General features: G+C 74.8%; 18 protein-coding genes. 13 read left to right on the forward strand and 5 right to left on the reverse strand.

Annotation, left to right across the window (positions count from 1 at the left end; translation table 11 throughout):
* Nucleotides 1-223: 223 nt before the first annotated feature.
* Both ACF9IK_RS07165 and ACF9IK_RS07170 read right to left on the reverse strand, forming a co-directional pair.
* Nucleotides 224-2,338, reverse strand: a complete 2,115-nt coding sequence (locus ACF9IK_RS07165) for a putative bifunctional diguanylate cyclase/phosphodiesterase (protein ID WP_395293391.1) — start codon at nt 2,336-2,338, stop codon at nt 224-226.
* Nucleotides 2,339-2,438: 100 nt separating this feature from the next.
* Nucleotides 2,439-3,245: an SAM-dependent methyltransferase gene (locus ACF9IK_RS07170; RefSeq protein WP_395293392.1), complete on the reverse strand. Its 807-nt coding sequence runs from the start codon at nt 3,243-3,245 to the stop codon at nt 2,439-2,441.
* A 235-nt stretch (nt 3,246-3,480) separates the two neighbouring features.
* On the opposite strand from ACF9IK_RS07170, the gene ACF9IK_RS07175 reads away from it, so the two are divergent.
* Nucleotides 3,481-5,271 (forward strand): glycoside hydrolase family 15 protein, encoded by a 1,791-nt coding sequence (locus tag ACF9IK_RS07175; RefSeq protein ID WP_395293393.1) that lies wholly within the window; start codon nt 3,481-3,483, stop codon nt 5,269-5,271.
* A 17-nt stretch (nt 5,272-5,288) separates the two neighbouring features.
* The gene (locus ACF9IK_RS07180; protein ID WP_395293394.1) at nt 5,289-5,759 is read left to right on the forward strand and encodes an SRPBCC family protein; all 471 of its coding nucleotides are present in this window, start codon (nt 5,289-5,291) and stop codon (nt 5,757-5,759) included.
* Between the two features lie 18 nt (nt 5,760-5,777).
* Here the strand turns inward: ACF9IK_RS07180 and ACF9IK_RS07185 are convergent, their stop codons facing one another.
* Nucleotides 5,778-6,344: an antibiotic biosynthesis monooxygenase gene (locus ACF9IK_RS07185; RefSeq protein WP_395293395.1), complete on the reverse strand. Its 567-nt coding sequence runs from the start codon at nt 6,342-6,344 to the stop codon at nt 5,778-5,780.
* Between the two features lie 382 nt (nt 6,345-6,726).
* On the opposite strand from ACF9IK_RS07185, the gene ACF9IK_RS07190 reads away from it, so the two are divergent.
* The 7 genes from ACF9IK_RS07190 to ACF9IK_RS07220 all read left to right on the forward strand — a co-directional run bounded on the left by ACF9IK_RS07190 (nt 6,727) and on the right by ACF9IK_RS07220 (nt 15,803).
* On the forward strand, nt 6,727-7,959 hold the full coding sequence (locus ACF9IK_RS07190) for an aminotransferase class I/II-fold pyridoxal phosphate-dependent enzyme (protein ID WP_395293396.1): 1,233 nt from the start codon (nt 6,727-6,729) through the stop codon (nt 7,957-7,959).
* A 136-nt stretch (nt 7,960-8,095) separates the two neighbouring features.
* Nucleotides 8,096-9,457: an ergothioneine biosynthesis glutamate--cysteine ligase EgtA gene (egtA, locus tag ACF9IK_RS07195; protein ID WP_395293397.1), complete on the forward strand. Its 1,362-nt coding sequence runs from the start codon at nt 8,096-8,098 to the stop codon at nt 9,455-9,457.
* Nucleotides 9,454-10,854: an ergothioneine biosynthesis protein EgtB gene (gene egtB, locus ACF9IK_RS07200; RefSeq protein WP_395293398.1), complete on the forward strand. Its 1,401-nt coding sequence runs from the start codon at nt 9,454-9,456 to the stop codon at nt 10,852-10,854. Before egtA ends, egtB begins: the two co-directional genes overlap by 4 nt.
* The gene (gene egtC, locus ACF9IK_RS07205; protein ID WP_395293399.1) at nt 10,854-11,591 is read left to right on the forward strand and encodes an ergothioneine biosynthesis protein EgtC; all 738 of its coding nucleotides are present in this window, start codon (nt 10,854-10,856) and stop codon (nt 11,589-11,591) included. The genes egtB and egtC overlap by 1 nt, the downstream gene beginning before the upstream one ends.
* Before the next feature lie 99 nt (nt 11,592-11,690).
* Complete coding sequence (gene egtD / locus ACF9IK_RS07210; RefSeq protein ID WP_395293400.1) at nt 11,691-12,662, forward strand: L-histidine N(alpha)-methyltransferase; 972 nt, start codon at nt 11,691-11,693, stop codon at nt 12,660-12,662.
* 118 nt (nt 12,663-12,780) lie between these two features.
* On the forward strand, nt 12,781-14,211 hold the full coding sequence (locus ACF9IK_RS07215) for a sugar porter family MFS transporter (RefSeq protein ID WP_395293401.1): 1,431 nt from the start codon (nt 12,781-12,783) through the stop codon (nt 14,209-14,211).
* 260 nt (nt 14,212-14,471) lie between these two features.
* On the forward strand, nt 14,472-15,803 hold the full coding sequence (locus tag ACF9IK_RS07220) for a nitric oxide synthase oxygenase (protein ID WP_395293402.1): 1,332 nt from the start codon (nt 14,472-14,474) through the stop codon (nt 15,801-15,803).
* Between the two features lie 63 nt (nt 15,804-15,866).
* Here ACF9IK_RS07220 and ACF9IK_RS07225 read toward each other — a convergent pair whose 3' ends face one another.
* On the reverse strand, nt 15,867-16,529 hold the full coding sequence (locus ACF9IK_RS07225; protein ID WP_395293403.1) for a TetR/AcrR family transcriptional regulator: 663 nt from the start codon (nt 16,527-16,529) through the stop codon (nt 15,867-15,869).
* Between the two features lie 166 nt (nt 16,530-16,695).
* Here ACF9IK_RS07225 and ACF9IK_RS07230 point away from each other — a divergent pair, with 166 nt between their 5' ends.
* The 4 genes from ACF9IK_RS07230 to ACF9IK_RS07245 all read left to right on the forward strand — a co-directional run bounded on the left by ACF9IK_RS07230 (nt 16,696) and on the right by ACF9IK_RS07245 (nt 21,576).
* Nucleotides 16,696-17,859, forward strand: coding sequence for an acyl-CoA dehydrogenase family protein (locus tag ACF9IK_RS07230; RefSeq protein WP_395293404.1), 1,164 nt, complete (start codon nt 16,696-16,698; stop codon nt 17,857-17,859).
* 104 nt (nt 17,860-17,963) lie between these two features.
* Nucleotides 17,964-19,154: a thiolase family protein gene (locus ACF9IK_RS07235; protein WP_395293405.1), complete on the forward strand. Its 1,191-nt coding sequence runs from the start codon at nt 17,964-17,966 to the stop codon at nt 19,152-19,154.
* 35 nt (nt 19,155-19,189) lie between these two features.
* Nucleotides 19,190-19,948, forward strand: coding sequence for a 3-oxoacyl-ACP reductase FabG (fabG, locus tag ACF9IK_RS07240; RefSeq protein ID WP_395293406.1), 759 nt, complete (start codon nt 19,190-19,192; stop codon nt 19,946-19,948).
* 266 nt (nt 19,949-20,214) lie between these two features.
* Nucleotides 20,215-21,576, forward strand: a complete 1,362-nt coding sequence (locus ACF9IK_RS07245; protein WP_395293407.1) for a S53 family peptidase — start codon at nt 20,215-20,217, stop codon at nt 21,574-21,576.
* A 146-nt stretch (nt 21,577-21,722) separates the two neighbouring features.
* Here ACF9IK_RS07245 and ACF9IK_RS07250 read toward each other — a convergent pair whose 3' ends face one another.
* Entirely contained in the window at nt 21,723-23,852 is a 2,130-nt protein-coding gene (locus ACF9IK_RS07250; protein WP_395293408.1) for a hypothetical protein, read from the reverse strand.
* Nucleotides 23,853-24,020 lie beyond the last annotated feature (168 nt).

Below are 24,020 nucleotides of genomic sequence, written 5' to 3' on the forward strand. Positions count from 1 at the left end.
CGCCGGAGCGCCCGGTCTGTCGAACTGGCCAATGTGCTTCCCGCACCGGGGTGCGGGGTGTGCCAGGGCCTCATCGTGCCCAGGTGATCTGCGTCACGTCAAGGGGTTTGCGGGGATTGGTTCCTTATGCCCGGTTCGGAATGGATCGGGCGGGTCCGCCGGGAGCCCCGCGGAACGCGGCCCGCCCCTGCCGGGGCGGCGCGCGACCCGGGCGGCGGCCCGTTCAGCCCCCGACCGGCCGGCCCTCCGGCTCCTCGGCGATCCGCCGGGCGATCTCCCCCGGCCGCACCGGCCGCCCGAAGTGCCAGCCCTGCGCCCAGTCGCAGCCGATGGTGCGCAGCCGCTCGGCGTCCTTGCGGGTCTCCACGCCCTCGGCCGTGACGGTCAGCCCGAGCGCGTGCGCCATCGACACCAGGCCGCTGACGATCCGCCAGCCGGTGGCCTCGTCCTTGGCGGGGTCGTGCAGGTCGCCGACGAACGAGCCGGCGATCTTCAGCCCGGAGACCGGGAGGTCGCGGAGGTAGGCGAGGTTGGACCAGCCGGTGCCGAAGTCGTCCACCGCGAGCGAGACCCCGAGGTCGACCAGGCCGTGCAGGGTGCGCAGCGCCTCGTCCTCCGGGCCGACCACGGTCGACTCGGTGATCTCCAGCTGGAGCAGCGCCGGGTCCAGGCCGGTGGTGTCGAGGATCCGGTCGAGGTCGGTGACGAGCGCGGCGCTGCGGGCCTGGCGGACCGCCAGGTTGACGTTGAGCTGCGGTGCGTCGCCGCCGAACCGCTTCGCCCAGTCGGCCGCCTGACCGCACGCCTGCTCCAGCACCCAGCGGCCGAGCGGCATGATCAGGCCGGTCTCCTCCGCGGTCGTGACGAACTCGTCCGGGCCGAGCACTCCGAGCTGCGGGTGGCGCCAGCGCACCAGCGCCTCCACCGCGGCGAGCCGGCCGTCGGCCAGTGCGTAGAGCGGCTGGTAGTCGATGAAGAACTCGCCGCGGTCGAGCGCGGCGGGCATCCGGACCGAGACCGCGTAGCGACTGACCGCGCGGGCGTTCTCCTTGGGGTCGAAGAGCGTCCACCGGCCGCGGCCGGCCTCCTTGGCCCGGTACAGCGTCAGGTCCGCGGCGCGGACGGCGGCACCGGGGGTGGTGGTGGAGACGCGCCGCTCCAGCACGCCCACGCTCGCTCCGACGGCCAGCTTGTGATCGCCGATCAGCACCGGTCCGGCCAGCGCCTTCAGCACGGTCTTGGCGGCGGCCACCGCCTCCTGCTCACCCCGGCAGTTCTCCAGCAGCACCACGAACTCGTCGCCGCCGAGCCGGGCGACCAGGTGGCCGAGCGGGGTGAGGGCGGCCTTGAGCCGGGCGGCGACGGCGGAGAGCAGCTGGTCCCCGGTGTCGTGCCCGAGGCTGTCGTTGACCACCTTGAAGCCGTCGAGGTCGACGTAGCAGAGCCCGAACCGGGCACCCGGGTCCGGCTCCTCGAAGAGCTTCTCCAACCGGTCGAAGAAGGCGGCCCGGTTGGGCAGGCCGGTCAGCGGGTCGTGGGTGGCCTGGTGGCGCAGCCGCTCCTGGAGGCGGTAGCGGTCGGTGATGTCCTCCAGCATCGCGACCTGGTACTGCGGGCGGCCGTCCTCGTCGCGGATCAGCGAGACCGTCAGGTGGGTCCAGACCACCTCGCCGTCCTGCCGGTAGTACGGCTTGTCGAACTGGAAGTAGTCCCGCTTGCCGCTGATCAGCTCCTCGTACGCCTCCCAGACGCCGGGGGTGTCCTCGGGGTGGACGAGGTCACCGACCCGGCGGCCCTGCATGTCCTCCGGGGCGGCCCCGAACAGCTCCTGAAGCGCCTTGTTGACGGCCAGGATGTTGCCCTCGGTGTCGCCGATGCCGATGCCGATCGCGGCGCTCTCGAACAGCGCGCGGAAGCGGGCCTCGGAGGCGCGCATCGCCCGCTCGGCCTCCCTGCGGGCGGCATCGGCGGCGGTGCGGATCGCCTCCTGCTCGCGCAGCGTGCGCTCGCGCAGGGCGGCGGCCCAGCCGGCCGCGAAGGCGCCGCACAGCGCCGGTCCGCGGCCGTCGGAGGCCGGCTGCTCCTGGAGCAGCTCGACGGCCCGGGCGAGCACGACCGGATCGGTGAAGTGGGCGTCGACCAGCTCGGCGCCGGCCTGCGCGGCCAGGTGCGGCTCGAACGGATGGTCCTGCTGGGCGCGGTGGAGCAGCGCGGCGGTCCGGGAGACCAGCCGGCCGAGCAGGCCGGGGTGAACCGCCGTGCCGTGGTCACCGGAGAGCAGCCGCGCCCAGTCCTCGTGGAACCGTTCGGCGCTGCTCGGCACCGGCGCCTCGCTCACACTCCCTCCCCGCTGCGCGCAACGGCGGCCGCGCCGGCGGCTCGCCGGCGGGCGGTCCCGCCCCGGCCGCCGGCCGGGGGGACCACCGTCGCGCCCACGCTCACGCGCGGAACCCCACGCCCGCCACCCCGGTCATCCGCTCGGGGTGCTGGCCGACCGCCTCGGGCTGGTCCGGGCGCCACTGCGGCAGGTAGACGACACCGGGCTCGACCAGCTCGAAGCCGGCGAACATCGCGGTGATCTGCTCGACGGTGCGCATGGTCAGCGGGGTGGGCGTCATCCGGTACAGCTTCTGGTGGTCCTCGGCCTGGTCGGGGCGGCCCTCCAGGGAGGCGTGGGAGAGCACCAGCGCGCTGCCGGGCGGCAGGGCGTCGCGCAGCACCGCGACGAGCTTCCACGGGTCGTCGGCGTCGCCGACGAAGTGCAGGACGGCGACCAGCAGCACGGCCACCGGCTCGCCGGGCGCCAGCAGCGCACGCACCTCGGGGCGCTCCAGCAGGTCGTCGACGTCCCGCAGGTCGGCCTGGACGACGGCGCTCTGCGGGTCGTCCTGCAGCAGCAGCCGGCTGTGCGCCGCGGCGACCGGATCGCGGTCGACGTAGACCACCTCGGACTCGGGGTTGATCGCCCGGGCGATCTCGTGCACCGCGCCGAAGGTGGGGATACCGGAACCGATGTCGAGGAAGCGCGTGATGCCCTGCTCCGCGACGAACTGCACGGCGCGGCGCAGGAAGGCGCGGTTGGACCGCATAATCTGGGGCAGCTCCGGCCACAGGGCGATCGCCTTGCGGGCCATCTCCCGGTCCACCTCGAAGTTGTGCGAACCGCCGAGGTAGTAGTCGTAGACCCGCGCGGCGTTCGGTTTGTCCAGGTCCGTGCCCTCCGGTACCCAGTTCGGTCGCCGCATCCTAGGGACTCCTTCGTTCCGGTTACGGGAAGCCAGCCGTCTGACGGGACTGCTGCGACTGATGAGACTACAAGCACAAAAGATCCTCCCCTGCACGCTGAACGCGTGCAAGCGGAGTTCCGCCCTCCTACCGGCGGGTTCTCGTCGAGCACTGGCGGAGCGCCCCGCCCGGGAGCGCGGCGCGCCGCGGCCGTCCGGACTGCCGTTCCGGCGGCGGCGGCCGAGAATGGAGGCGATGGCCGGACGCATCGAGGACTACGCGCTGATCGGCGACCTGCAGACCGCCGCCCTGGTGGGCCGGGACGGCTCGGTCGACTGGCTCTGCCTGCCCCGGTTCGACTCGCCCAGCTGCTTCTCCGGTCTGCTCGGCAGCGGCGACCACGGTGCCTGGCGGCTCGCCCCGGTCGGCGCCGCGCAGTGCTCCACCCGCCGCTACCGGGGCGACAGCCTGGTGCTGGAGAGTGAGTGGCACACCCCCGAGGGCTCCGTCCGGGTCACCGACTTCATGCCCCAGCGCGGCCGGGGCGGCCGGCGCACCCCGCAGCTGATCCGGATCGTCGAGGGGGTCGAGGGCACCGTGCCGGTCCGCGGCGAGCTGCGCCTGCGGTTCAACTACGGCCGGATCGAACCCTGGGTCCGCCGCACCGGCCGTCACCGGGTCGCCGTCGCCGGGCCCGACTCGGCCTGGCTGCGGGTCCCGCCCGGGGTGCACACCTACGGCCTGGACGGCGTCACCGTCTCCGAGTTCACCGCCACCCCCGGCCGCCGCACGGCCTTCGTCCTCACCTGGCAGCCCTCCCACCTGCCGACCACCCCGCGCACCGACACCGAGGACGCGCTGGTCGCCACCCTCCGCGACTGGCAGCACTGGGCCGGCGCCTGCCGCTACGACGGCGAGTGGCGGGACGCCGTCCTGCGCTCGCTGATCACCCTCAAGGCCCTCTCCTACGAGCCCACCGGCGGGATCGTCGCCGCCGCGACCGCCTCGCTGCCCGAGCGGATCGGCGGGATGCGCAACTGGGACTACCGGTTCTGCTGGCTGCGGGACTCCTCGATGACGCTCTCCGCGCTGCTGCGCGGAGGTTTCCGCGAGGAGGCCGCCGCCTGGCGCCGCTGGCTGCTGCGCGCCATCGCCGGCGAGCCCCGCGACCTGCAGGCCGTCTACGGCGTGGCCGGCGAGCGCGTCCTCGGCGAGACCATCGCCGACTGGCTGCCCGGCTACGAGGGCTCCCGGCCGGTCCGGTTCGGCAACGCCGCCGTCGACCAGCTCCAACTCGACGTCTACGGCGAAGTGGTGGACACCCTGCACCTCGCCCTGCTGGCCGGCCTGCCGATGGAGCGGCACGTCTGGACCCTGCTCCGCGCGCTGATGGACTACCTGGAGCGGCACTGGCGCGAGGCGGACGAGGGCCTCTGGGAGGTCCGCGGCGGGCGGCAGCACTTCGTCCACTCCAAGGTGATGTCCTGGGTGGCCGCGGACCGCGCCGTCCGGCTGGCGGAGGCCACCGGCCTGCCGGCACCGGTCGACCGCTGGCGGGCCATGCGCGACGCCGTCCACGCGGACGTCTGCGCGAACGGCTACGACCGTCGGCGCGGGGTGTTCGTCCAGCACTACGGCGGCCAGGGGCTGGACGCGGCGACGCTGTTCGTGGTCAAGACCGGCTTCCTGCCGCCGGACGACCCGCGCGTGGTCCGCACCGTGGACGCGATCCGGGAGGGCCTGGACCACGGCGGCCTGGTCCGCCGCTACCAGGCCCGGCAGCGCACCGACGGCCTGCCCGGCGGCGAAGGGGCCTTCCTGGCCTGCTCGTTCTGGCTCGCCGACGCGCTCGCCGCCACCGGCCGACGGGCGGAGGCCCGCGACCTGTTCGCCCGGGTGGTCGGGCTCGGCAACGACCTGGGCCTGCTCTCCGAGCAGTGGGATCCGCGCGCCCGACGCCAACTCGGCAACACCCCGCAGGCGTTCACCCACGTCGCGCTGGTCAACACGGCCTTCGCCCTGAACGAGGCGGCCCAGGCACCCTGACGCCCTATAGTGCGGGCGTGGACCCCAACCACTACCGGTTCCGCGGCGCGTGGCGGTTGAACGCGCCGGCCGCCGCCGTGTACGCGGCGCTGGAGGACGTCCGGAACTACCCGCTCTGGTGGCCGGAGATCCGTTCCGTCCGGGAGGACGACCCGGACTCCGGCACGGTGGTGGTGCGCGGGTACCTGCCGTACCGGCTGGTGATCGGCCTGCGGACGGTCCGGCGCGATCCGGCGGCCGGGGTGCTGGAGGCCGCCATGACCGGCGACCTCACGGGCTGGTCCCGTTGGACGGTCGCCCCGGACCGCGGCGGCAGCCTGCTCCGGTTCGAGGAGGACACCCGCCCCGGCAAGCCCCTGCTGCGCCGGCTCGCCCTCCCGCTGCACCCGGTGTTCCGGGCCAACCACGCCGTGATGATGCACCGCGGCCTGCGCGGGCTGGCGGCCCACCTCGGCTCCGACCGGCCACGCCGGGCGGAGCCGAGGTGACTGCCCGGGATCCGGCTCTCACCCGGTGAACAGCCAGCGGCGCAGCAGCCGGGTGACCACCGGCAGCGCCGCGTAGGTCATCAGCGCGCTGATCAGCGGCGCGGTCACCAGCGGGCGGACGGCCACCGGCAGGCCCGCGAGGTGCGGGTTGAGCAGCAGGCTCGCGGTGACGGTGAGCGGGGCTATCGCCACCGTCGAGGCGACCGCCATCTTCCAGCGCACCGGCGGCCGTCCCTGGGCGGCGGCCGGGGTGGTGGCGAACCAGCCCTCCATGCCGAGGATCTCGTGCCGGTGCACCTCGTGGTGGTGCCCGTCCGCCTCGGCGAAGCAGGCCGCACGCGCCGGGGAGTCCTGCCAGGAGCGGAACGCGGCCGTGTCCCGGAAGTGCAGCAGCAGGTGCCAGGGGTCCTCCGGGCCGGCCGGACGCAGCAGGCCGGTCCCGAGGTTGCCCTGGTGCGCGGCGGCCGCGGCGAGGATGCCCTTCGCCCAGACCTCGAACGCCGCCTCGTACCCGGGCTCCACCCGCCGGGCCACGAACAGCGTGATCTCGTCGCCCTGCCGTCCGTGCTGTCCGTCCGCCGTCATCGTGTGCCCCTCCTCCTGCCGGTGGCCGCCCGGCGTGCGGGTGCCGGTCCGGCGGGCGGGTGCCCGCCCGGCGTGCCAGGCCCGCAGCGTAGGCGCACCGTGCCGGCCGGTGCCGCACCGGGGTGCCGCCGCCCGCCGGGACCTGATCATCGTCCAGCCCGCCGCGTTCCCGGGCCGGGCAGGTTCGGGCGATCATCCGTAGCGGCCGGCCGGAACCTGCCGCCGGCGCACGGCCCGACGGCCCGTTACTGCCTCGGGCCGCTTCCACAGCCCGCCGGGGGTATCCGGGCCGCGGGACGGGAAGACGGGAGGAGCGGCGGCCGCGGCCCGCCCGGTGGCCCGACCGCCGCCGCTCCCCCCGCCCGCTCCCCCTGGAGGCCGCATGACCAGCCAGCCCGACGAGTTCGGCTTCGACCGGCCCTTCGACCGCACGGGAACCGGCAGCAGCAAGTGGGCGCGGGCCGGGCGCAGCTCCCCCGACCCCGCCGGCGTGATCGCGATGGGGCTGGCCGACATGGACCTGCCCGGGCCGCCGGCCGTCGCCCGGGCACTCGAACGGCGGGCACGGCACCGGGCGTACGGGTACACGGTGTGCGATCCCGCCGACCGGGAGCTGGTGGCCGACTGGTACCGCGTGCGGCACGGGGTCGCGGTGGACCCGGCGTGGGTGCTGCTGCTGCCGTTCGGGCCGCGGACGGCCGTGCGGTTGCTGCTGGAGGCGGTGCGCCCGACCGGGCCGGTGCTCTTCCCGACCCCCGAGTGGGGCGGCTTCGCCGAGTTGTGCCGGGCCGCCGGCCTGCCGTACCGGGAGGTCCCGCTGGACCGGGACGCCACCGGCTACCGACTGCCGGTCGCCGCCCTCACCGGGCACCTGGCCGCCCTGCCGCCCTCCGCCGCGGCCGACCCGCGACACCCGGACCTCCACCCCCGCCCCGGCTCCCCCGGTGTCGTGCTGCTGAGCAGCCCGCACAACCCCTCCGGCCGGGTCTGGACCGGGGCCGAGGTCCGTGCGCTGGCCGAGGCCGCGGCGCGGGCCGGCGCCGTGCTCGTCTCGGACGAGGTGCACGGCGATCTCACCCATCCGGGCCACCGCCACCCGGTGGCCGTCGAGGCGGCGGGGCCGTACCGGGAACGGACGGTGACGCTCAACTCGGTCGGCAAGACCTTCAACTCCCCGGGCATCCCCAGCAGCTTCGCCCTGGTGCCGGACGCCGCGCTGCGCGGGCGGTTCACCGAGGTGATGGCGGGTTACGGGCTCTGGGAGGGCGGGCTGCTGGAGCAGGAGGTGCAGCGGGCCGCGCTGCGGCACGGCGGCCCGTGGCTGGACGCGCTGCTGGCGCACCTGGCGGCCGCCCGGGACCGGCTGACCGGCCTGCTCGGCGCCGCCGTCCGCTCCGCGCCGCAGGCCTCGTACCTGCTCTGGGTGGACGCCGCCGCGCTCGGCCTGCCGCCGGTGGGGGCCCGGGCGGCGCTGCTGGAGCGGTGCGGGCTGGAGGCCTCGGACGGGGCCGGCTTCGGGCCCGGCGGCGAGGGCTCGCTACGGCTCGACTACGCCCTGCCGGAACCGGTCCTGGAGGTCGTCGCGGAGCGGCTGAAAGGGCTCCGAACGGATTGATTCACCCGGTTGCCACCCCTCCGAGCTGCGAGGACGCTCTCTTCACGAGATGTTCGCGGGGCGGCCCCGCATGGTCCGTAGCAGACTGGGCAAGGTAGACCGGGCCGCAATCGTGATCCCGAGGATGGTGAGTCCGGTGATACCCGTTCGCCCGACCAGCCCGAGCAGTCCGCCGGAACGGCAGAGCGCCGGACCGCCCCCGACCGGGGTGTCCCCGCTCACCGAATCGGCGGCGCGCAGCCACATGGCCGGCGTCTGCTTCAAGATCGGCCCCCCGCGGCTGGTCGGCGTCGAGGTCGAGTGGTTCGTCCACGACGACCGATGTCCCACCGACCCGGTCCTACCGGAGCGGCTGCACGCCGCACTGGACGCGCTGCCCCTCGGCGGCCCCGACGGGACGTCGCTCCCCTCCGGAGCCCGTCTCACCCTCGAACCCGGCGGACAGGTCGAGCTCAGCTCCCCGCCCGCCGACGGCCTCGTCGCCTGCGTCGCCGGTACCCGGCACGACCTCGCCGCCCTGCGCGCCGCCTTCGCGGCGCAGGGCCTGCGCCTCACCGGCACCGGCACCGATCCCCTGGCCCGCCCGCGCCGCATGGTGCTGGACCACCCTCGCTATCTGGCGATGGAACGTTTCTTCAACTCCGCCGGGCCCTGGGGCCGGATCATGATGACCGGCACCGCCTCCGTCCAGGTCTGCCTGGACGCCGGCGACGCGAGCGGACCGCACGCGCTGGACCGCCGCTGGCGCCTGGCCCACCGGCTCGGGCCGGTGCTGGTCGCCGCCTTCGCCAACTCCCCCCTGCTGGACGGGAAGCCGACCGGCCACCGGTCCACCCGGCAGACCGTCTGGTCCCGGATGGACCCCACCCGCACCCTCGCCCCCGAGCCGGACCACGGCGACCCGAGCGAGGCCTGGACCAGGTACGTCCTGGACGCCGAGGTGCTCTGCATCCGCCGCCCCGACGGGCTGCCCTGGACGGCGCCGGCCGGGCTGACCTTCGCCGACTGGCTGCGCGACGGCGGCGAACGCCCGCCCACCCTGGCCGACCTGGACTACCACCGCACCACGCTGTTCCCGCCGGTCCGCCCACGCGGCCACCTGGAGCTGCGGATGATCGACGCCCAGCCGGGCGACGGCTGGATCGTCCCCGCCGCCCTGGTCGGCGCACTGCTGGACGACCCGGTCGCCGCCGACGCCGCACTCGCCGCCCTGGAGCCTCTGGAGTGCGCCGACGGCCCGCGCCCGCCGCGCAGCGACGCCTGGCGCCGCGCCGCCACCCTGGCCGTGGCCGACCCCGAGCTGCGCCGCGCCGCCCTCGCCTGCTTCGCCGCCGCCGACGCCGCGCTGGGCCGCCTGCCCGGCGCCGAGCGGCTGCGCACCGCCGTCGCCGCCTTCGCCGAGCGCTACCCCGCGCGCGGCCGCTGCCCGGCCGACGACCAGCTGGACGCCCTGCGCTCCGGCACCCGACGCACTCCCCCGGAGGAGGCCGCACCATGATCGACGACGCCCGCCCGACCGGCGCCCCCGCCGCCGGAACCCCCGCCGCCCGGCCCGCCGCCGCCCCCTCCGGACCGGGACCGGACACCCCGGTCGAGGCCCTGCGCGAGGCGATCGCCGCCGAGCTGCAGGCCGCCCGCGTCCGGACCGCCGCGCTGACCGACTGCGTCGAGGACGCCGACCTCGCCGCCCAGCACTCCCCGCTGATGTCGCCGCTGGTCTGGGACCTCGCGCACATCGGCAACCAGGAGGAGCTCTGGCTGCTGCGCAACGTCGGGGGCCGGGACCCGATGCACCCGGAGATCGACCCGCTCTACGACGCCTTCCAGCACCCGCGCGCCGAGCGGCCCGCCCTGCCGCTGCTGCCGCCCGGCGAGGCCCGCGCGTACGCGCACGAGGTCCGCGGCCGGGTGCTCGACCTGCTGGACGTCAGCCCGTTGGAGGGCGAGCCGCTGCTGGACGCCGGGTTCGCCTTCGGCATGATCGCCCAGCACGAACAGCAGCACGACGAGACCATGCTGATCACCCACCAGCTCCGCAGGGGCGAGCCGGTGCTGGCCGCTCCCCCGCCGCCGCCCGCCCCGGCGGACGCCGCCGCACTGCCCGCCGACGTGCTGATCCCGGCCGGCCCGTTCACCATGGGCACCGACACCGAGCCCTGGGCGCTGGACAACGAACGCCCCGCGCACCGGGTCGAGCTGCCCGCGTACCGGCTGGACTCCACGCCCGTCACCAACGGCGCCTACCTGCGGTTCATCGCCGACGGCGGCTACGACGACCCGCGCTGGTGGGCCCCCGCCGGCTGGGAGCACCGGCAGCAGGCCGGGCTGACGGCCCCGCTGTTCTGGCGCCGCGAGGGCGGCCAGTGGCTGCGCCGCCGGTTCGGCGTCCTGGAGCCCGTCCCGCTCGACGAACCGGTGCTGCACGTGGGCTGGTACGAGGCCGACGCGTACGCGCGGTGGGCCGGGCGGCGGCTGCCGACCGAGGCGGAGTGGGAGAAGGCCGCCCGGCACGACCCGGTCACCGGCCGGTCCCGCCGCTACCCCTGGGGCGACGCGGCGCCCGCCCCCGCCCACGCCAACCTGGGCCAGCGGCACCTGCGCCCGGCCCCGGCCGGCAGCTACCCGGAAGGTGCGTCCCCCTACGGCGTCCGGCAGTTGATGGGCGACGTGTGGGAGTGGACGGCCAGCGACTTCCGCCCCTACCCCGGCTTCACGGCCTGGCCGTACAAGGAGTACTCGGAGGTCTTCTTCGGGCCGGAGTACAAGGTTCTGCGCGGCGGCTGCTTCGCCGTCGCCCCGGTCGCCTGCCGCGGCACGTTCCGCAACTGGGACTACCCGATCCGGCGGCAGATCTTCGCCGGCTTCCGCACGGCCGCCGACGTGGAGGCCGGCTGATGTGCCGCCACCTGGCCTACCTGGGCACGCCGGTGGCGCCCCGGGAGCTGCTGGTGGAGCCGCCGTTCGGACTCCACCGGCAGTCCTGGGCGCCGCGCGTCCAGCAGTACGGCACGGTCAACGCGGACGGCTTCGGCCTCGGCTGGTACGCGGACGGGGACGCGATCCCGGCCCGGTACCGGCGGGCCGGGCCGATCTGGGCGGACGCCGCCTTCGCCGACCTCGCCCGGGTGATCCGCACCCGGGCGCTGGTGGCGGCCGTCCGCTCCGCCACCGAGGGCTGCGCGGCGGGCGAGGAGGCCGCCGCCCCCTTCACCGCCGGGCGGTGGCTGTTCAGCCACAACGGCGCGGTGAACGGCTGGCCGGGCAAGCTGGACGCCCTGGCCGCGCTCCTGCCGCCGGCCGAGCTGCTGGAGCTGGTGGCGCGCACGGACTCGGCGCTGCTCTGGGCCCTGGTCCTGCACCGGCTGCGGGCCGGCGCCGGCCTGGGCGACGCGCTGGCCGGCACCGTCGCGGACGTCACCGCCCACACCACCGGCCGGCTCAACCTGCTGCTCACCGACGGCCGCACGATCGCCGCGACCGCCTGGGGCGACACCCTGCACCACCGGAGCCTGCCCGGCCCCGGCGTGGTGGTCGCCTCCGAGCCCTTCGACGACCACCCGGGCTGGACGGCCGTCCCGGACGGCTCGCTGCTGCTGGCCGGCCCGGAGGGCGTCACGGTCCAACCGCTCTGACCCGGGCGGACGCCCGGAACAGAGCCCGCGCCGCCGGTCCTCGGAGCCGGCCGCCCCATCCCCTCTCCTTCACCTTTTGAACAGAGGATCCAACGCCCCATGAGCACCTTCGACGTCACCCGCCTGCTGCCCGCCGACCACTTCAGCACCGCCCTGCGGCACGACGTGCAGCTCGGTCTGACCTCCGAACCCAAGTGGCTGCCGCCGAAGTGGTTCTACGACGCCCGCGGCAGCGAGCTGTTCGAGGAGATCACCCGGCTCCCGGAGTACTACCCGACCCGCGCCGAGCGGGCCATCCTGACCGCGCGGGCCGGTGAGATCGCCGCCGCCACCGGGGCCCGCACCCTGGTGGAGCTCGGCTCCGGCTCCTCAGAGAAGACCCGGCTGCTGCTGGACGCGCTGCGCGAACGCGGCACCCTGGACACCTACGTACCGGTGGACGTCAGCGAGAGCGCACTGACCGCCGCCGGGGAGGCGCTCGCCCACGAGTACCCCGGGCTGTCGGTGCACGCCGTGCTGGCCGACTTCACCGCCCGGCTCGGCCTGCCCCCGGGCGGCGGCCCGCGGCTGGTCGCCTTCCTCGGCGGCACCCTCGGCAACCTGCTCCCGGCCGAGCGCGCGGCCTTCCTGCGCGGCCTTCGCGCCGCCCTGGAGCCGGGCGACTCCCTGCTCCTCGGCACCGACCTGGTCAAGGACCCGCGGGTCCTGGTCGCCGCCTACGACGACGCGGCCGGGATCACCGCCGAGTTCGACAAGAACGTGCTCGACGTGCTCAACCGGGAGCTCGGCGCCGACTTCGACCCGTCCGCGTTCGAGCACGTGGCGCTCTGGGACCGGGAGCAGGAGTGGATCGAGATGCGGCTGCGCTCGCTGCGCTCGCAGACCGTGAAGATCCCGGCGCTGGACCTGCCGGTCCACTTCGACCGGGGCGAGGAGCTGCGCACCGAGGTCTCGGCCAAGTTCCGCCGCGAGCGGGTCGCCGAGGAGCTGGCCGCGGCCGGCATGCGGCTCGCCCACTGGTGGACGGACGACGAGGGCCGGTTCGGGCTCTCCCTGGCCGAGCCGATTTGATTTTTCACCTTACTAATGCGCAGAGGGGTCTGACGACCATCCCGCGTACAACACTTGAACATTGACGGGTTACGATCGCGACGACCGAGCTCAGTGCCGAGTACCAGGAGTCAAGATCGTGAGCGTCACCCAGCAGCCCGCGGAGCCGGCGGCGGCGGAGGCCGGGTCCTCCGGCCGCCTCGGCTTCGTCGTCTTCATCACCGCCGCCGCGGCCCTCGGCGGCTTCCTGTTCGGCTACGACAGCTCCGTGATCAACGGCGCCGTCTCCGGCATCCAGGACAGGTTCGGTGTCGGCGACGGAGTGACCGGCCTGATCGTCTCCTCGGCGCTGCTGGGTTCGGCCGTCGGCGCCGCGATGGCCGGCCGCTTCGCCGACCGCTACGGCCGGATCAAGGTGATGAAGGCGGGCGCGCTGCTGTTCGCGGTCAGCGCCGTCGGCTCGATGCTGCCGTTCTCCGCCTGGGACCTCGCCTTCTGGCGGGTCCTCGGCGGTGCGGCGATCGGCATCGCCTCGGTGATCGCCCCGACCTACATCGCCGAGGTCGCGCCGACCCGGTACCGCGGCCGGCTGGCCTCCTTCCAGCAGGCGGCGATCGTCCTCGGCATCGCGATCTCCCAGCTGGTCAACTGGGTGCTCGCGGACACCGCCGGCGGCGACACCCGCGGCCACCTGCTCGGCCTGGAGGCCTGGCAGTGGATGCTGGGCGTCTGCGTCGTGCCGGCCGCGGTCTACTTCGTGCTCTCCTCGACGATCCCCGAGTCCCCGCGCTACCTGATCTCGGCCGGCCGGCTGGACGAGGCCCGCACCGTGCTCGCCGAGGTCGAGGGCAAGGACGCCGACACCGACGCCCGGATCGCGGAGATCCAGGGCCTGATCGCCTCCGACCACCGTCCGCGCTTCCGCGACCTGCTCGGCGGCCGGTTCGGCCTGCTGCCCGTCGTGTGGGTCGGCATCGGCCTCTCGGTCTTCCAGCAGCTGGTCGGCATCAACGTGATCTTCTACTACTCGTCGATCCTCTGGCAGTCCGTCGGCATCGACCAGGGCAACTCGCTGCTGATCAGCTTCATCGGCTCGGTCATCAACATCCTCGGCACCGTGGTCGCGATCCTGCTGGTGGACCGGATCGGCCGCAAGCCGCTCGCCCTGATCGGCTCGGCCGGCATGGCCGCCGCGCTGGCCGCCTGCGGCTGGGCGTTCTCCTCGGCCACCGGCAGCGGCGGCGACGTCTCGCTGCCCGACCTCCAGGGAACGGTGGCGCTGGTCGCGGCCAACGCCTTCGTGCTGTTCTTCGCGATGTCGTGGGGCGTGGTGGTCTGGGTGATGCTCGGCGAGATGTTCCCCAACCGCATCCGCGCCGCCGCGCTCTCCGTCGCCGCCTCGGCGCAGTGGATCGCCAACTGGGCGATCACCGTCTCGTTCCCGTCGCTGTCGCGCTGGAACCTCTCGGCGACCTACCTGGCGTACGCGGGCTTCGCTGCGCTGTCGATCCTCTTCGTGGCCCGCTTCATGAAGGAGACCAAGGGCGTCCGCCTGGAGGACATGGGCTGAGCCACCGGCCGACGCCCCACGGCGCCGACCCGGTCCGACCCGGCCACCCCGACCAGAGGCCGTCGCCGGTCCGACGGTCGGACCATCGGCCCCCGCACCTGCGGGGTCCGTCGTCGAACCCCCTCCTGCCCTCCGGGCGGACGACGGGAGTTTGAAGACGGACCCTAGCGCCCCCGGCGCGGGTGCGGGGGCCGAATCGTTCACTCCCTGCGGCGGGCCGCGCGCCTCCGGTACTCATGACCGGCAGGAGGGATGTGTCCTTGATCTTCAACCGGCTTCGCACCCGCAGCACCCACATCAGCCGCCGGCCCGCTTCGGCGCCCGCCGCAGCGCCGGCGTCGGCACCCGCCGCCGGCTGCCCGTACACCCACACGCACCCCGCCACCGACGCCACCGGGCCGGCCAGGCCGGCCACGGCCCGGCCCGAAGCGCGGCCCGACCTGCTGCCCGCGGTCCGGCAGCCGACCGGCCACGGCACCGGGCGGCTCACCCCCCACCCGGCCGAGCCGTTCACAGACCCCGGGGAGGCCGCCGCCTTCGTCCGCCAGTTCCACCACGAGCAGCCGGCCGCCGGCGACCCGGCCGAGCGGTTGCACGCCGTGCTCGACGAGATCGACCGCACCGGCACCTACGAGCACACGGCGGCCGAGCTGGCCTACGGCGCCAAGCTGGCCTGGCGCAACGCCGCCCGCTGCATCGGCCGGCTGTACTGGCGCAGCCTGGTGGTGCGCGACCTGCGGCACCTGGGTTCGGCCGACGACATCGCCACCGAGTGCTTCGAGCACCTGCGCACGGCCACCAACGGCGGACGGATCCGCCCGGTGGTCTCGGTCTTCGCCCCCGACCGGCCCGGCCGCCCGGCCGCCCGGATCCTCAACCAGCAGCTGGTCCGCTACGCCGGCCATCCGGCCGCGGACGGCGGCTGGACCGGCGATCCGGCCGGTGCGCGGCTCACCGCCCGGGCGCGCGACCTCGGGTGGAAGTGCAGCGAGGAGCGGTTCGAGGTGCTGCCGCTGCTGGTCCAGGAGCGGCCCGGCGAGCGCCCCGAGTGGTACGAGGTGCCGGACGACGCCACGTTGGAGGTCGAGCTCACCCACCCCGATCACGAGTGGTTCGCCGAGCTGGGGCTGCGCTGGTACGCGGTGCCCGCGATCAGCGACATGACGCTCGAGATCGGCGGCGTCCGCTACCCCACCGCGCCGTTCAACGGCTGGTACATGGGCACCGAGATCGGCGCGCGCAACCTCGCCGACGCGGACCGGTACGACATGCTGGCGACCGTGGCCGGGCGGCTCGGCCTGAACACCTCCAGCGACCGCACACTCTGGCGGGACCGCGCGCTGGTGGAGCTCAACGTGGCGGTGCTGCACTCGTTCCAGGAGGCCGGGGTGACCATGGCCGACCACCACACGGAGTCGGCCCGGTTCCTCAGGCACGTCGCCCAGGAGCAGCGGCTCGGCCGGCCCACCCCGGCCGACTGGAGCTGGATCGTGCCGCCGGTATCCGGCGGGCTCACGCCCGTCTACCACCGGTACTACGACCCGGTGGACCCCTCGCTGCGGCCCGCGTTCACGGCCCGCGGGCCCTGGTGACGGCCCCCCCGGGCCGCGGTCGCGGCCGCCGGCCGGTTCGCGGTCGGCCCGGCCGCCGCCGCCCTACCGGTCCGCCCCGGCCCGCCGGGCGCCCTCGACGGTGCGCCCGAACCGTAGCGCGAGCCCGTCGAGGAGGGCCTCCAAGCCGGTCTCGAAGGCGCCCTCGTCGATCGCCCCCCGGTGCTCGGCGAGCCGGTGGGCCTCCCCGAGGTGGGGGTAGTCGGCCGCGTCGTACAGCCCGGCGTCCTCCGGGAAGCCCGCCGCGAACGAGGCCAGCGCCGAGCCGGTGACGAAGTACCGCATCAGCGCTCCGATCCGGGTGGCCTGTCCGCGCGGCCAGCCGGACTCGACCAGGCAGCCGAAGACGGCGTCGGCCAGCCGCAGCGCGTTCGGCCGGCGTCCGGGGCCCTGGGCCAGCACCGGGACGATGTTCGGGTGGGCGGCCAGGGCCGAACGGTAGGAGCGGGCCCAGGCCCGCAGCGCCTCCGGCCAGGGCGCCCCCGGGGTGAACATCGACAGGTCGACCTCACCCATCACGCTGTCCACCACCGCGTCCAGCAGCTCGTCCTTGGTACCGAAGTGGTTGTAGAGGGACGGCCCGCTGACGGACAGCTCGGTGGCCAGGCGCCGGGTGGAGAGTGCGTCCAGCCCCTCGGCGTCGACGAGCCGGAGCGCGGCCGTGATGATGCGCTCACGACTGAGCAGCGGGGTGCGCGGGCGAGCCATCGGCGCGGTTCCTCCGGTCGGGTGAGGGTCGGGCGGCGTCCCGCGTGTCTGCCCGCGGGTCACCTGGGGGTGGGCGTCGATTCTGGCAGGCGGCCCTTCCCAGCGGAGCCCCGTCGGGGCTACAGTCCCCCCATAAAACTTGCAGCGCTAGTTTAACGGGGTCTCGATGAACCTGGAGCTGTCCGAGGAACAGACCGCCGTCCGCGACCTGGCGGCCTCCTTCACCGACCGCGAGATCGCCCCGCACGCCGCCGCCTGGGACCGCGCCGAGTCCGTCGACCGCGCGATCATCGGCAGGCTCGGCAAGCTGGGCTTCCTCGGCCTCACCCTGCCCGAGCAGTACGGCGGCAGCGGCGGGGACCACCTCGCCTACTGCCTGGTCCTGGAGGAGCTGGGGCGCGGCGACTCCGCCGTCCGCGGCATCGTCTCGGTCTCGCTCGGGCTGGTCGGCAAGTCGATCAACGGCTACGGCACCGAGGAGCAGAAGCGGGAGTGGCTGCCCCGGCTCACCTCCGGCGAGGCGCTCGGCTGCTTCGCGCTCACCGAGCCCGGCACCGGCTCGGACGCCGCCAACCTCACCACCCGGGCGGTCCGCGCCGGCGGGGACTGGCTGATCAGCGGCAGCAAGATGTTCATCACCAACGGCACCTGGGCCGACGTCGCCCTGGTGTTCGCCCGTACCGGGGGCGACGACCCCGAGCAGCAGGGCCACCGCGGGGTGACCGCATTCCTCGTCCCCACCGGCCTGCCCGGCTTCACCCGCACGGAGATCCACGGCAAGCTCGGCCTGCGCGGCCAGGCAACCGCCGAGCTCTCCTTCGACGACGTCAGGGTGCCCGACTCCGCCCGGCTCGGCGAGGTCGGCAAGGGCTTCACGGTCGCCATGGCCGCGCTCGCCAAGGGCCGGATGTCGGTCGCCGCCGGCTGCGTCGGCATCGCCCGGGCCTGCCTGGACGCCGCGGTCCGGTACGCGGGCGAACGCGAGCAGTTCGGCAGGCCGATCGCCTCGCACCAGCTGGTGCAGGAGCTGCTCTCCGACATCGCGGTGGACGTCGAGGCCTCCCGGCTGCTCACCTGGAAGGTCGCCGACCACATCGACCGCGGCCTGCCGTTCGCCACCGAGTCCTCCGTCGCCAAGCTCTACGCGAGCGAGGCCGCCGTCCGGGCGGCCAACAACGCGCTCCAGGTGTTCGGCGGCTACGGGTTCATCGACGAGTACCCGGTCGGCAAGTACCTGCGCGACGCGCGGGTGATGACGCTCTACGAGGGCACCAGCCAGATCCACAAACTGCTCATCGGGCGCTCGCTCACCGGCGTCAACGCCTTCTAGCCGGCTCCCGCTCCCGACCATCGGTCCCCCGCTGTTCCGCTGTTCCGCTGTTCCACTGTTCCGCCGTTCCGCTGTTCCGCTGTTCTGATAAGGAGCCCGACGACGTGCGTCCTGTCTACTTCGCCGCAGCCCGCCGCACACCCATCGGCCGGCTGCGCGGAGCGCTCGCCACGGTCCGCCCGGACGACCTCTCGGCCACCGTGCTGCGCGCCCTGCTCGCCGACGTTCCCGCCCTCGACCCCGCCCGGATCGACGACGTCTACTGGGGCGCCGCCAACCAGGCCGGCGAGGACAACCGCAACGCCGCCCGGATGGCGGTGCTGCTGGCCGGCCTGCCCGACACCGTCCCCGGCGCCACGGTCAACCGGCTCTGCGCCTCCGGTCTGGAAGCCGTCACCCTGGCCGCCCGGGCGATCGGCTCCGGCGAGGCCGACGTGGTACTGGCCGGCGGCTGCGAGTCGATGACCCGCGCGCCGTTCGTCCTCCCCCGCCCCGACGAGGCGCTGCCGCACCGGATCGAGACCTTCGACACCCGGCTCGGCTGGCGCCTCACCAACCCCCGGATGGCCGACCTGCACGGCGTGCTCTCCATGGGCGAGACCGCCGAGGAGGTCGCCTCCCGTTACGGGATCACCCGTGAGCGGCAGGACGCCTTCGCCCTCCGCAGCCACCAGCGGGCCGCCGAGGCACGCAGACGCGGCCACTTCGACGCCGAGCTGGTGCCGGTCGAGCGACCGGACGGGGTGAAGGTCACCCAGGACGAGAGCATCCGCGAGGACACCAGCCCGGAGAAGCTCGCGAAGCTCAAGCCCGCCTTCCGCCCCGGCGGCACGGTGACCGCGGGCAACGCCTCGCCGATGAACGACGGCGCGGCCGGCCTGGTCCTGGTCAGCGAGGAGGCACTGGGCGACCTCGGTCTCCGGCCGCTCGGCCGGTACGTCGCGGGGGCCTCGGCCGGCGTGCACCCGGACGTGATGGGCATCGGCCCGGTGCCGGCCACCCGCAAGGCGCTCGCCCGGGTCGGCTGGTCGCTCGACGACCTCGGGGAGGCCGAGCTCAACGAGGCCTTCGCCGCCCAGGTGCTGGCCTCCGCGGACCAGCTGGGCATCGACCCGGAGCTGGTCAACCCGACCGGCGGGGCGATCGCCCTCGGCCATCCGCTGGGCGGCTCCGGTGCCCGCATCCTCACCACCCTGCTGCACCGGATGCGCCGCAGCGGCGCCCGGCGCGGGCTGGCCACCATGTGTGTGGGCGTCGGTCAGGGCACCGCCGTCCTCGTCGAGAACGTCAACTGAGCAGTACCGAGCATCGTCCGGAGGGAGAGTCCGTCGTGACTCGTTTCGCAGGCAAGGTCGCCGTCGTCACCGGTGCGGCCCAGGGCATCGGCGCGGCCACCGCGCGGCTGCTGGCGGAGGAGGGCGCGGCCGTGGCCGTCGTCGACCTCACCGCCGAGCGGGCGGCCGGAACGGTCGAGGAGATCACCGCCAAGGGCGGCACCGCGCGCGCGTACGGCTGCGATGTGGCCGACTACGACGCGGTGGAGGCGGTCTTCGCCGAGGTGGTGAACGACCTCGGAGGGGTGCACATCCTGGTGAACAACGCCGGGATCACCCGGGACAACCTGTTCTTCAAGATGGCCAAGGCCGACTGGGACACCGTGCTGACGGTCAATCTGACCAGCGCCTACAACTGCAGCCACGTCGCCCAGAAGTACATGGTGGCGCAGAAGTACGGCAAGATCGTCTCGCTCAGCTCGCGCTCCGCGCTCGGAAACCGGGGCCAGGCCAACTACGCCGCCGCCAAGGCCGGCATCCAGGGCCTCACCGCCACCCTGGCGATCGAGCTGGGCCCGTTCAACATCAACGTCAACGCCGTCGCCCCCGGCTACATCGCCACCCCGATGACGGCCGCCACCGCCGAGCGGGTCGGCGCCACGGCGGAGGACCACCAGACGGAGGTCGCCGCCCGGACGCCGCTGCGGCGGGTCGGCCGGCCGGAGGAGATCGCCTCGGTGGTGGCCTTCCTGGCGAGCGAGGACGCCTCGTACGTCAGCGGCCAGACGCTGTACGTCAACGGCGGGGCACGCTGAGCCCGAACGGCGGGGTGGGATCGGCCGAACCGGCCGGGCCCGCCGGGCCGGCCCGGCGGGGCTCGGCGGCTTCGGGCTGACGACTCGTCAGACTGTCGGCCCAGGTGGAGACTTACCTTCACCTGGGCCGGCCTTTACCTTTTCCGGTGGCCAGGCGTGACCATGCCACAGGTACCAAATGACTATGGCATGATCATGCGGCTATCGATGGGATGGCCGGAGCCACCCGACCGGACCAGGTCGGGCCCCGTATCCCAAGGAGTCCCATGGGCAGCCCCGCCACCCTCCGCCGCTCCCTGGCCCTGCTCGCCGCGGGGGCCACCGCCCTGACCGCCGGCACCGTCGCGGTACCGGCCGCGTCCGGCGCAGCGTCCGCGTCCCTCTCCGGCGTCCACGTCCGTCCCGCCTCCGCCGGGCACCACAACGCCGTCGGACGGACGGCACCCCTCTCCACCTCGGAGTGCGTCAGCCAGATCGGCATCCACTGCTACTCCCCCCTCCAGTACCGGACCGCCTACAACCTCGACCCGCTGTACCGGGAGGGCATCACCGGCAAGGGCCGGACCATCGTCATCGTCGACTCCTTCGGCTCGCCGACCATCCAGCACGACCTGGAGGTCTTCGACAAGCAGTGGGGCCTCCCCGACACCAAGGTCGAGGTGGTCAAGTGGGGCGACGTCCCGGAGTTCGACCCGAAGAACCCCGACCACACCGGATGGGCCGGCGAGACCACCCTCGACGTCGAGTACGCCCACGCCATCGCGCCCGACGCGCACATCATCGTGGTGGAGACCGGCGTCGCCGAGACCGAGGGCACGACCGGTCTGCCCGAGATGATGGACGCCGAGAAGGCCCTGATCAAGGCCGGCCGGGCGGACGTCATCTCGCAGAGCTTCGGCGCCACCGAGAACACCTTCCCCGGCTTCGACAAGGGCGACTTCAAGTCGCTGACCGACCTGCGCTACGCCTTCAAGGAGGCCGCCGCCCACGACGTCACCGTGCTCGCCGCCTCCGGGGACGACGGCGCCACCGACGCCCAGGAGAACGGCGAGGACCTCTACCCGTACCGGGTCAACTCCTGGCCGTCCGCCGACCCGCTGGTCACCTCCATCGGCGGCACCCAGCTCACCCTGGACGACGCCGGCAAGCGCACCGCGCCCGACAAGGTGTGGCACGACAAGTACGGCGCGGGCGGCGGCGGGGTCTCCGGCGTCTTCGATCGCCCGTGGTACCAGGCCGGCGTCGCCGGCGTGACCGGCAACCACCGCGGCACGCCGGACATCAGCATGAGCGCGGCCGTGGACGGCGGGGCCTGGACGTACGAGTCCTACGACCCGGCCTCGGTCGGCTGGCACCTCACCGGCGGCACCAGCGAGGCGACCCCGGTCTTCTCGGGCGTCGTCGCCCTCGCCGACCAGCTCGCCGGCCACCGGCTCGGCCAGATCAACTGGCGCCTGTACGGCCTCAGCCTGCTGCCGCCGAAGTGGAGCGGCCTGGTCGACGTGACGGAGGGCGACAACTCCTGGGACAAGGTGACGGGCTACCAGGCCGCCAAGGGCTACGACCTGGCGAGCGGCCTCGGCACCATCGACGGCGCCAGGTTCGTCCACGCCCTCGCCGGTCGCTGACCGACCCCGGGCGGGCGGGACCTACGGGCACGTCCGGGAAGGCCCTCGGGCAACACTCGCGCGCGGGAAGCCGGCCAGGTCGGCTCCCGCGCGCGGGTGTGTCCCGCGGAGCCGTCGGGGCCGGGCCGCCGATCCCGTTCCCCGGCTCAGGGCTGCGGCCGGGCGCCCCGGGCCGCGAGGTTGGCCAGGTGGCGTTCGGCGGCGCGCAGCTTCCGGTTGTCCGCACCCGGCAGGTGGGCCCGGAGCTCGATGATCTCGGGTGCGATGCGGATGGCCTCCGCGCGGTCCGGGATCGCCCTCCAGCAGGCCTCCGCGTTGGTGGTCGCCCGCTGGGTCTCGGGGTGCTCCGGCCCCTGCGAGCGCAGCAGCGTCAGCGCGACCTCGCGGTAGATGTCGGCCGCCTCCGCCGTCCGCCCGGCCAGTCGGCACACGTGGGCGCGGACCTGCCGCACCTGCAGCACGGGCTCGGAGACGGTGCCGTGCTCGGCGATGGCCTCCAGTTCGAGGGCGAACGCGAGATCGGTCGCGGCGGCGTGGTCCCCGGCGTCGGCACTGCGGACGATCCGGCCGATCGCCTCGCGGTAGTCGGCCCGGGGCGGCCGCTCCGCGTCGTCCTCGGCCGGGGGCGCCTCGGCGGGGACGGCCTCGGCAGGCTCAGCGCCGGCGGGTACCGGCGCCTCGGAACCCTCGTCAACGGAGCTCTCGTCAGAGCGCCCGCCGGCGCGGGCGTCCGCCGGCACCGCGTCGGCCGGGGGCGCGTCCTGCGGCACCGCGTCCACCGGGAGCGCGCCCTGCGGCACCGCGTCCTCGGGTACGGCGTCCTGCGGAACGGCGTCGGCCGGCACCGCGTCGGCCGGGCGCGCGTCCTGCGGAACGGCGTCCGCCGGAGCGGGCTTGGCGAGCCGGATGCCGTCCGTCAACGTGGGCCGCCAGGCGTACTGCTTGACCAGGTCGACGGGCTGGGCCGGTGGCGGGGGTGTGGCCGGGACGCCGGCCTTCAGCAGGTCCACCGGACCCTCGGGCACCACGGGTGGCGCGGGCGTGGCCGGGACCTGGGCCTTCAACAGGTCCACCGGACCCTCGGGCACCACGGGTGGCGGAGCCGGGGCGGCCGCCGGCTTGTCCAGGGTGACGGCCGGCCGGTCCCCGGGCACGGCGCCGCGCGGCACCGCATCGCGCGGCGCGGCGTCCCGGGCGGCGGGTGGCCGGGGCAGCACCGCGGCCGGGCGCGGCCCCTCGTAGGGGACGGGGTCGAGCTGCGAACCGTCCGTCCGGCGTGCCGTGTTGCGGAAGAACGGGCGGTTCGGCGCGTGCGTGGCCAGGATGACGACGTCCGGACGGAGCACCGAGTAGACCTGGTTGCGCAGCTGCTCGGGGGCGAGCACGGCCTCCGCGCCCGGGCGCCCGCCGTGCAGGGCCTCGATCAGTGCACGGGTGAAGGTGCCGATCTGCTCCGGGTCGGGGCTGACCACCGCCCAGAGCGGGAGGCCGTCGGCCAGCGGCGAGATGGTGCCCTGGAGGAACGGCAGGGCGTTCTGATCGGCGCTCAGGTCGGCGATGACCAGCGTCTGCCACTCGGCGGGCCGGTGGCGCAGCTCGCCGGCGATGGAGTGCCAGGCCAGGCCGTCCTGCCGGACGCTGCCGGGCTTGGAGTCGCGCAGGGTGAGGTGGAGCTGGCCGCCGCGCTTGTCGGCGAGCAGGTGGCCCCCGAGGTGGACCAGCAGCGGTCCGGGGTGCCGGGCGGCGGCGCGCAGGTGGGCGAGCACGGTGTGCGGGTCGCTGGCGCCGGGGAGGTGGACGGCGTCGACCGCGTCGGCGGCGAGCAGGACCTGCGGCGAGACGGCGGCGAGCATCGCGGAGAGCACCGGCGCCTGGGTCGGACCGCCACGCCCCCAGGTGCGGCGGCCGGAGGTGCCGTAACCGCCCTCGACGACCAGGATCCGCCCGCGCGGTGCGGTGCCGAGGCCGCCCGGACCGCCCACGCTGATCCCGTGCGCGGGCGTGGCGCCGGGCACGGTGAACGGCAGCGGTGTCGCGGACGGCGGAAGGTCCACCGCAGGCATCCCGGTGACGGTCCATCCGGTCGGCGGCATCGGCGGCGCTACGGGGGGTGCCGCGGGCGGCGCCGCGGGCGGTGGGACGGGCGGGTCGTACAGGGCGGCCGGGCCGGGAACGTGCTCGTCGTACGGGTTGCGCGGCGAAGGCGGTGCGGCGTCGCGCGGGGCGGCGTCCGGCACGGGATCGGGGCCGCCGGGGACAGCCGTCGTCTCCGCCATCTCTGGTCACCGCCCCGCCCCGCCGCCCTGCGGCGTCTGCTGCCCTTGCCTCGTGGTGGCGGACCACCACTACCCGTGGGCGCCACCCTACGAGATCACGCCCCGCCCGAGCCAGGCCGGGTCGGCCCCGGAGGGCGCCGCCGGGGCACGGGTGACGGAGCGCCACCC

This window comes from Kitasatospora hibisci (assembly GCF_043950205.1).
Taxonomy (GTDB): Bacteria; Actinomycetota; Actinomycetes; order Streptomycetales; family Streptomycetaceae; genus Kitasatospora; species Kitasatospora hibisci.

Coding starts and splice junctions, on each gene's coding strand:
- ACF9IK_RS07170 (WP_395293392.1), bottom strand. CDS start 3,245: ATGCGGCGACCGAACTGGGTACCGGAGGGCACGGACCTGGACAAACCG.
- ACF9IK_RS07175 (WP_395293393.1), top strand. CDS start 3,481: ATGGCCGGACGCATCGAGGACTACGCGCTGATCGGCGACCTGCAGACC.
- ACF9IK_RS07185 (WP_395293395.1), bottom strand. CDS start 6,344: ATGACGGCGGACGGACAGCACGGACGGCAGGGCGACGAGATCACGCTG.
- ACF9IK_RS07190 (WP_395293396.1), top strand. CDS start 6,727: ATGACCAGCCAGCCCGACGAGTTCGGCTTCGACCGGCCCTTCGACCGC.
- egtB (WP_395293398.1), top strand. CDS start 9,454: ATGATCGACGACGCCCGCCCGACCGGCGCCCCCGCCGCCGGAACCCCC.
- egtC (WP_395293399.1), top strand. CDS start 10,854: ATGTGCCGCCACCTGGCCTACCTGGGCACGCCGGTGGCGCCCCGGGAG.
- egtD (WP_395293400.1), top strand. CDS start 11,691: ATGAGCACCTTCGACGTCACCCGCCTGCTGCCCGCCGACCACTTCAGC.
- ACF9IK_RS07225 (WP_395293403.1), bottom strand. CDS start 16,529: ATGGCTCGCCCGCGCACCCCGCTGCTCAGTCGTGAGCGCATCATCACG.
- ACF9IK_RS07230 (WP_395293404.1), top strand. CDS start 16,696: ATGAACCTGGAGCTGTCCGAGGAACAGACCGCCGTCCGCGACCTGGCG.
- ACF9IK_RS07245 (WP_395293407.1), top strand. CDS start 20,215: ATGGGCAGCCCCGCCACCCTCCGCCGCTCCCTGGCCCTGCTCGCCGCG.
- ACF9IK_RS07250 (WP_395293408.1), bottom strand. CDS start 23,852: ATGGCGGAGACGACGGCTGTCCCCGGCGGCCCCGATCCCGTGCCGGAC.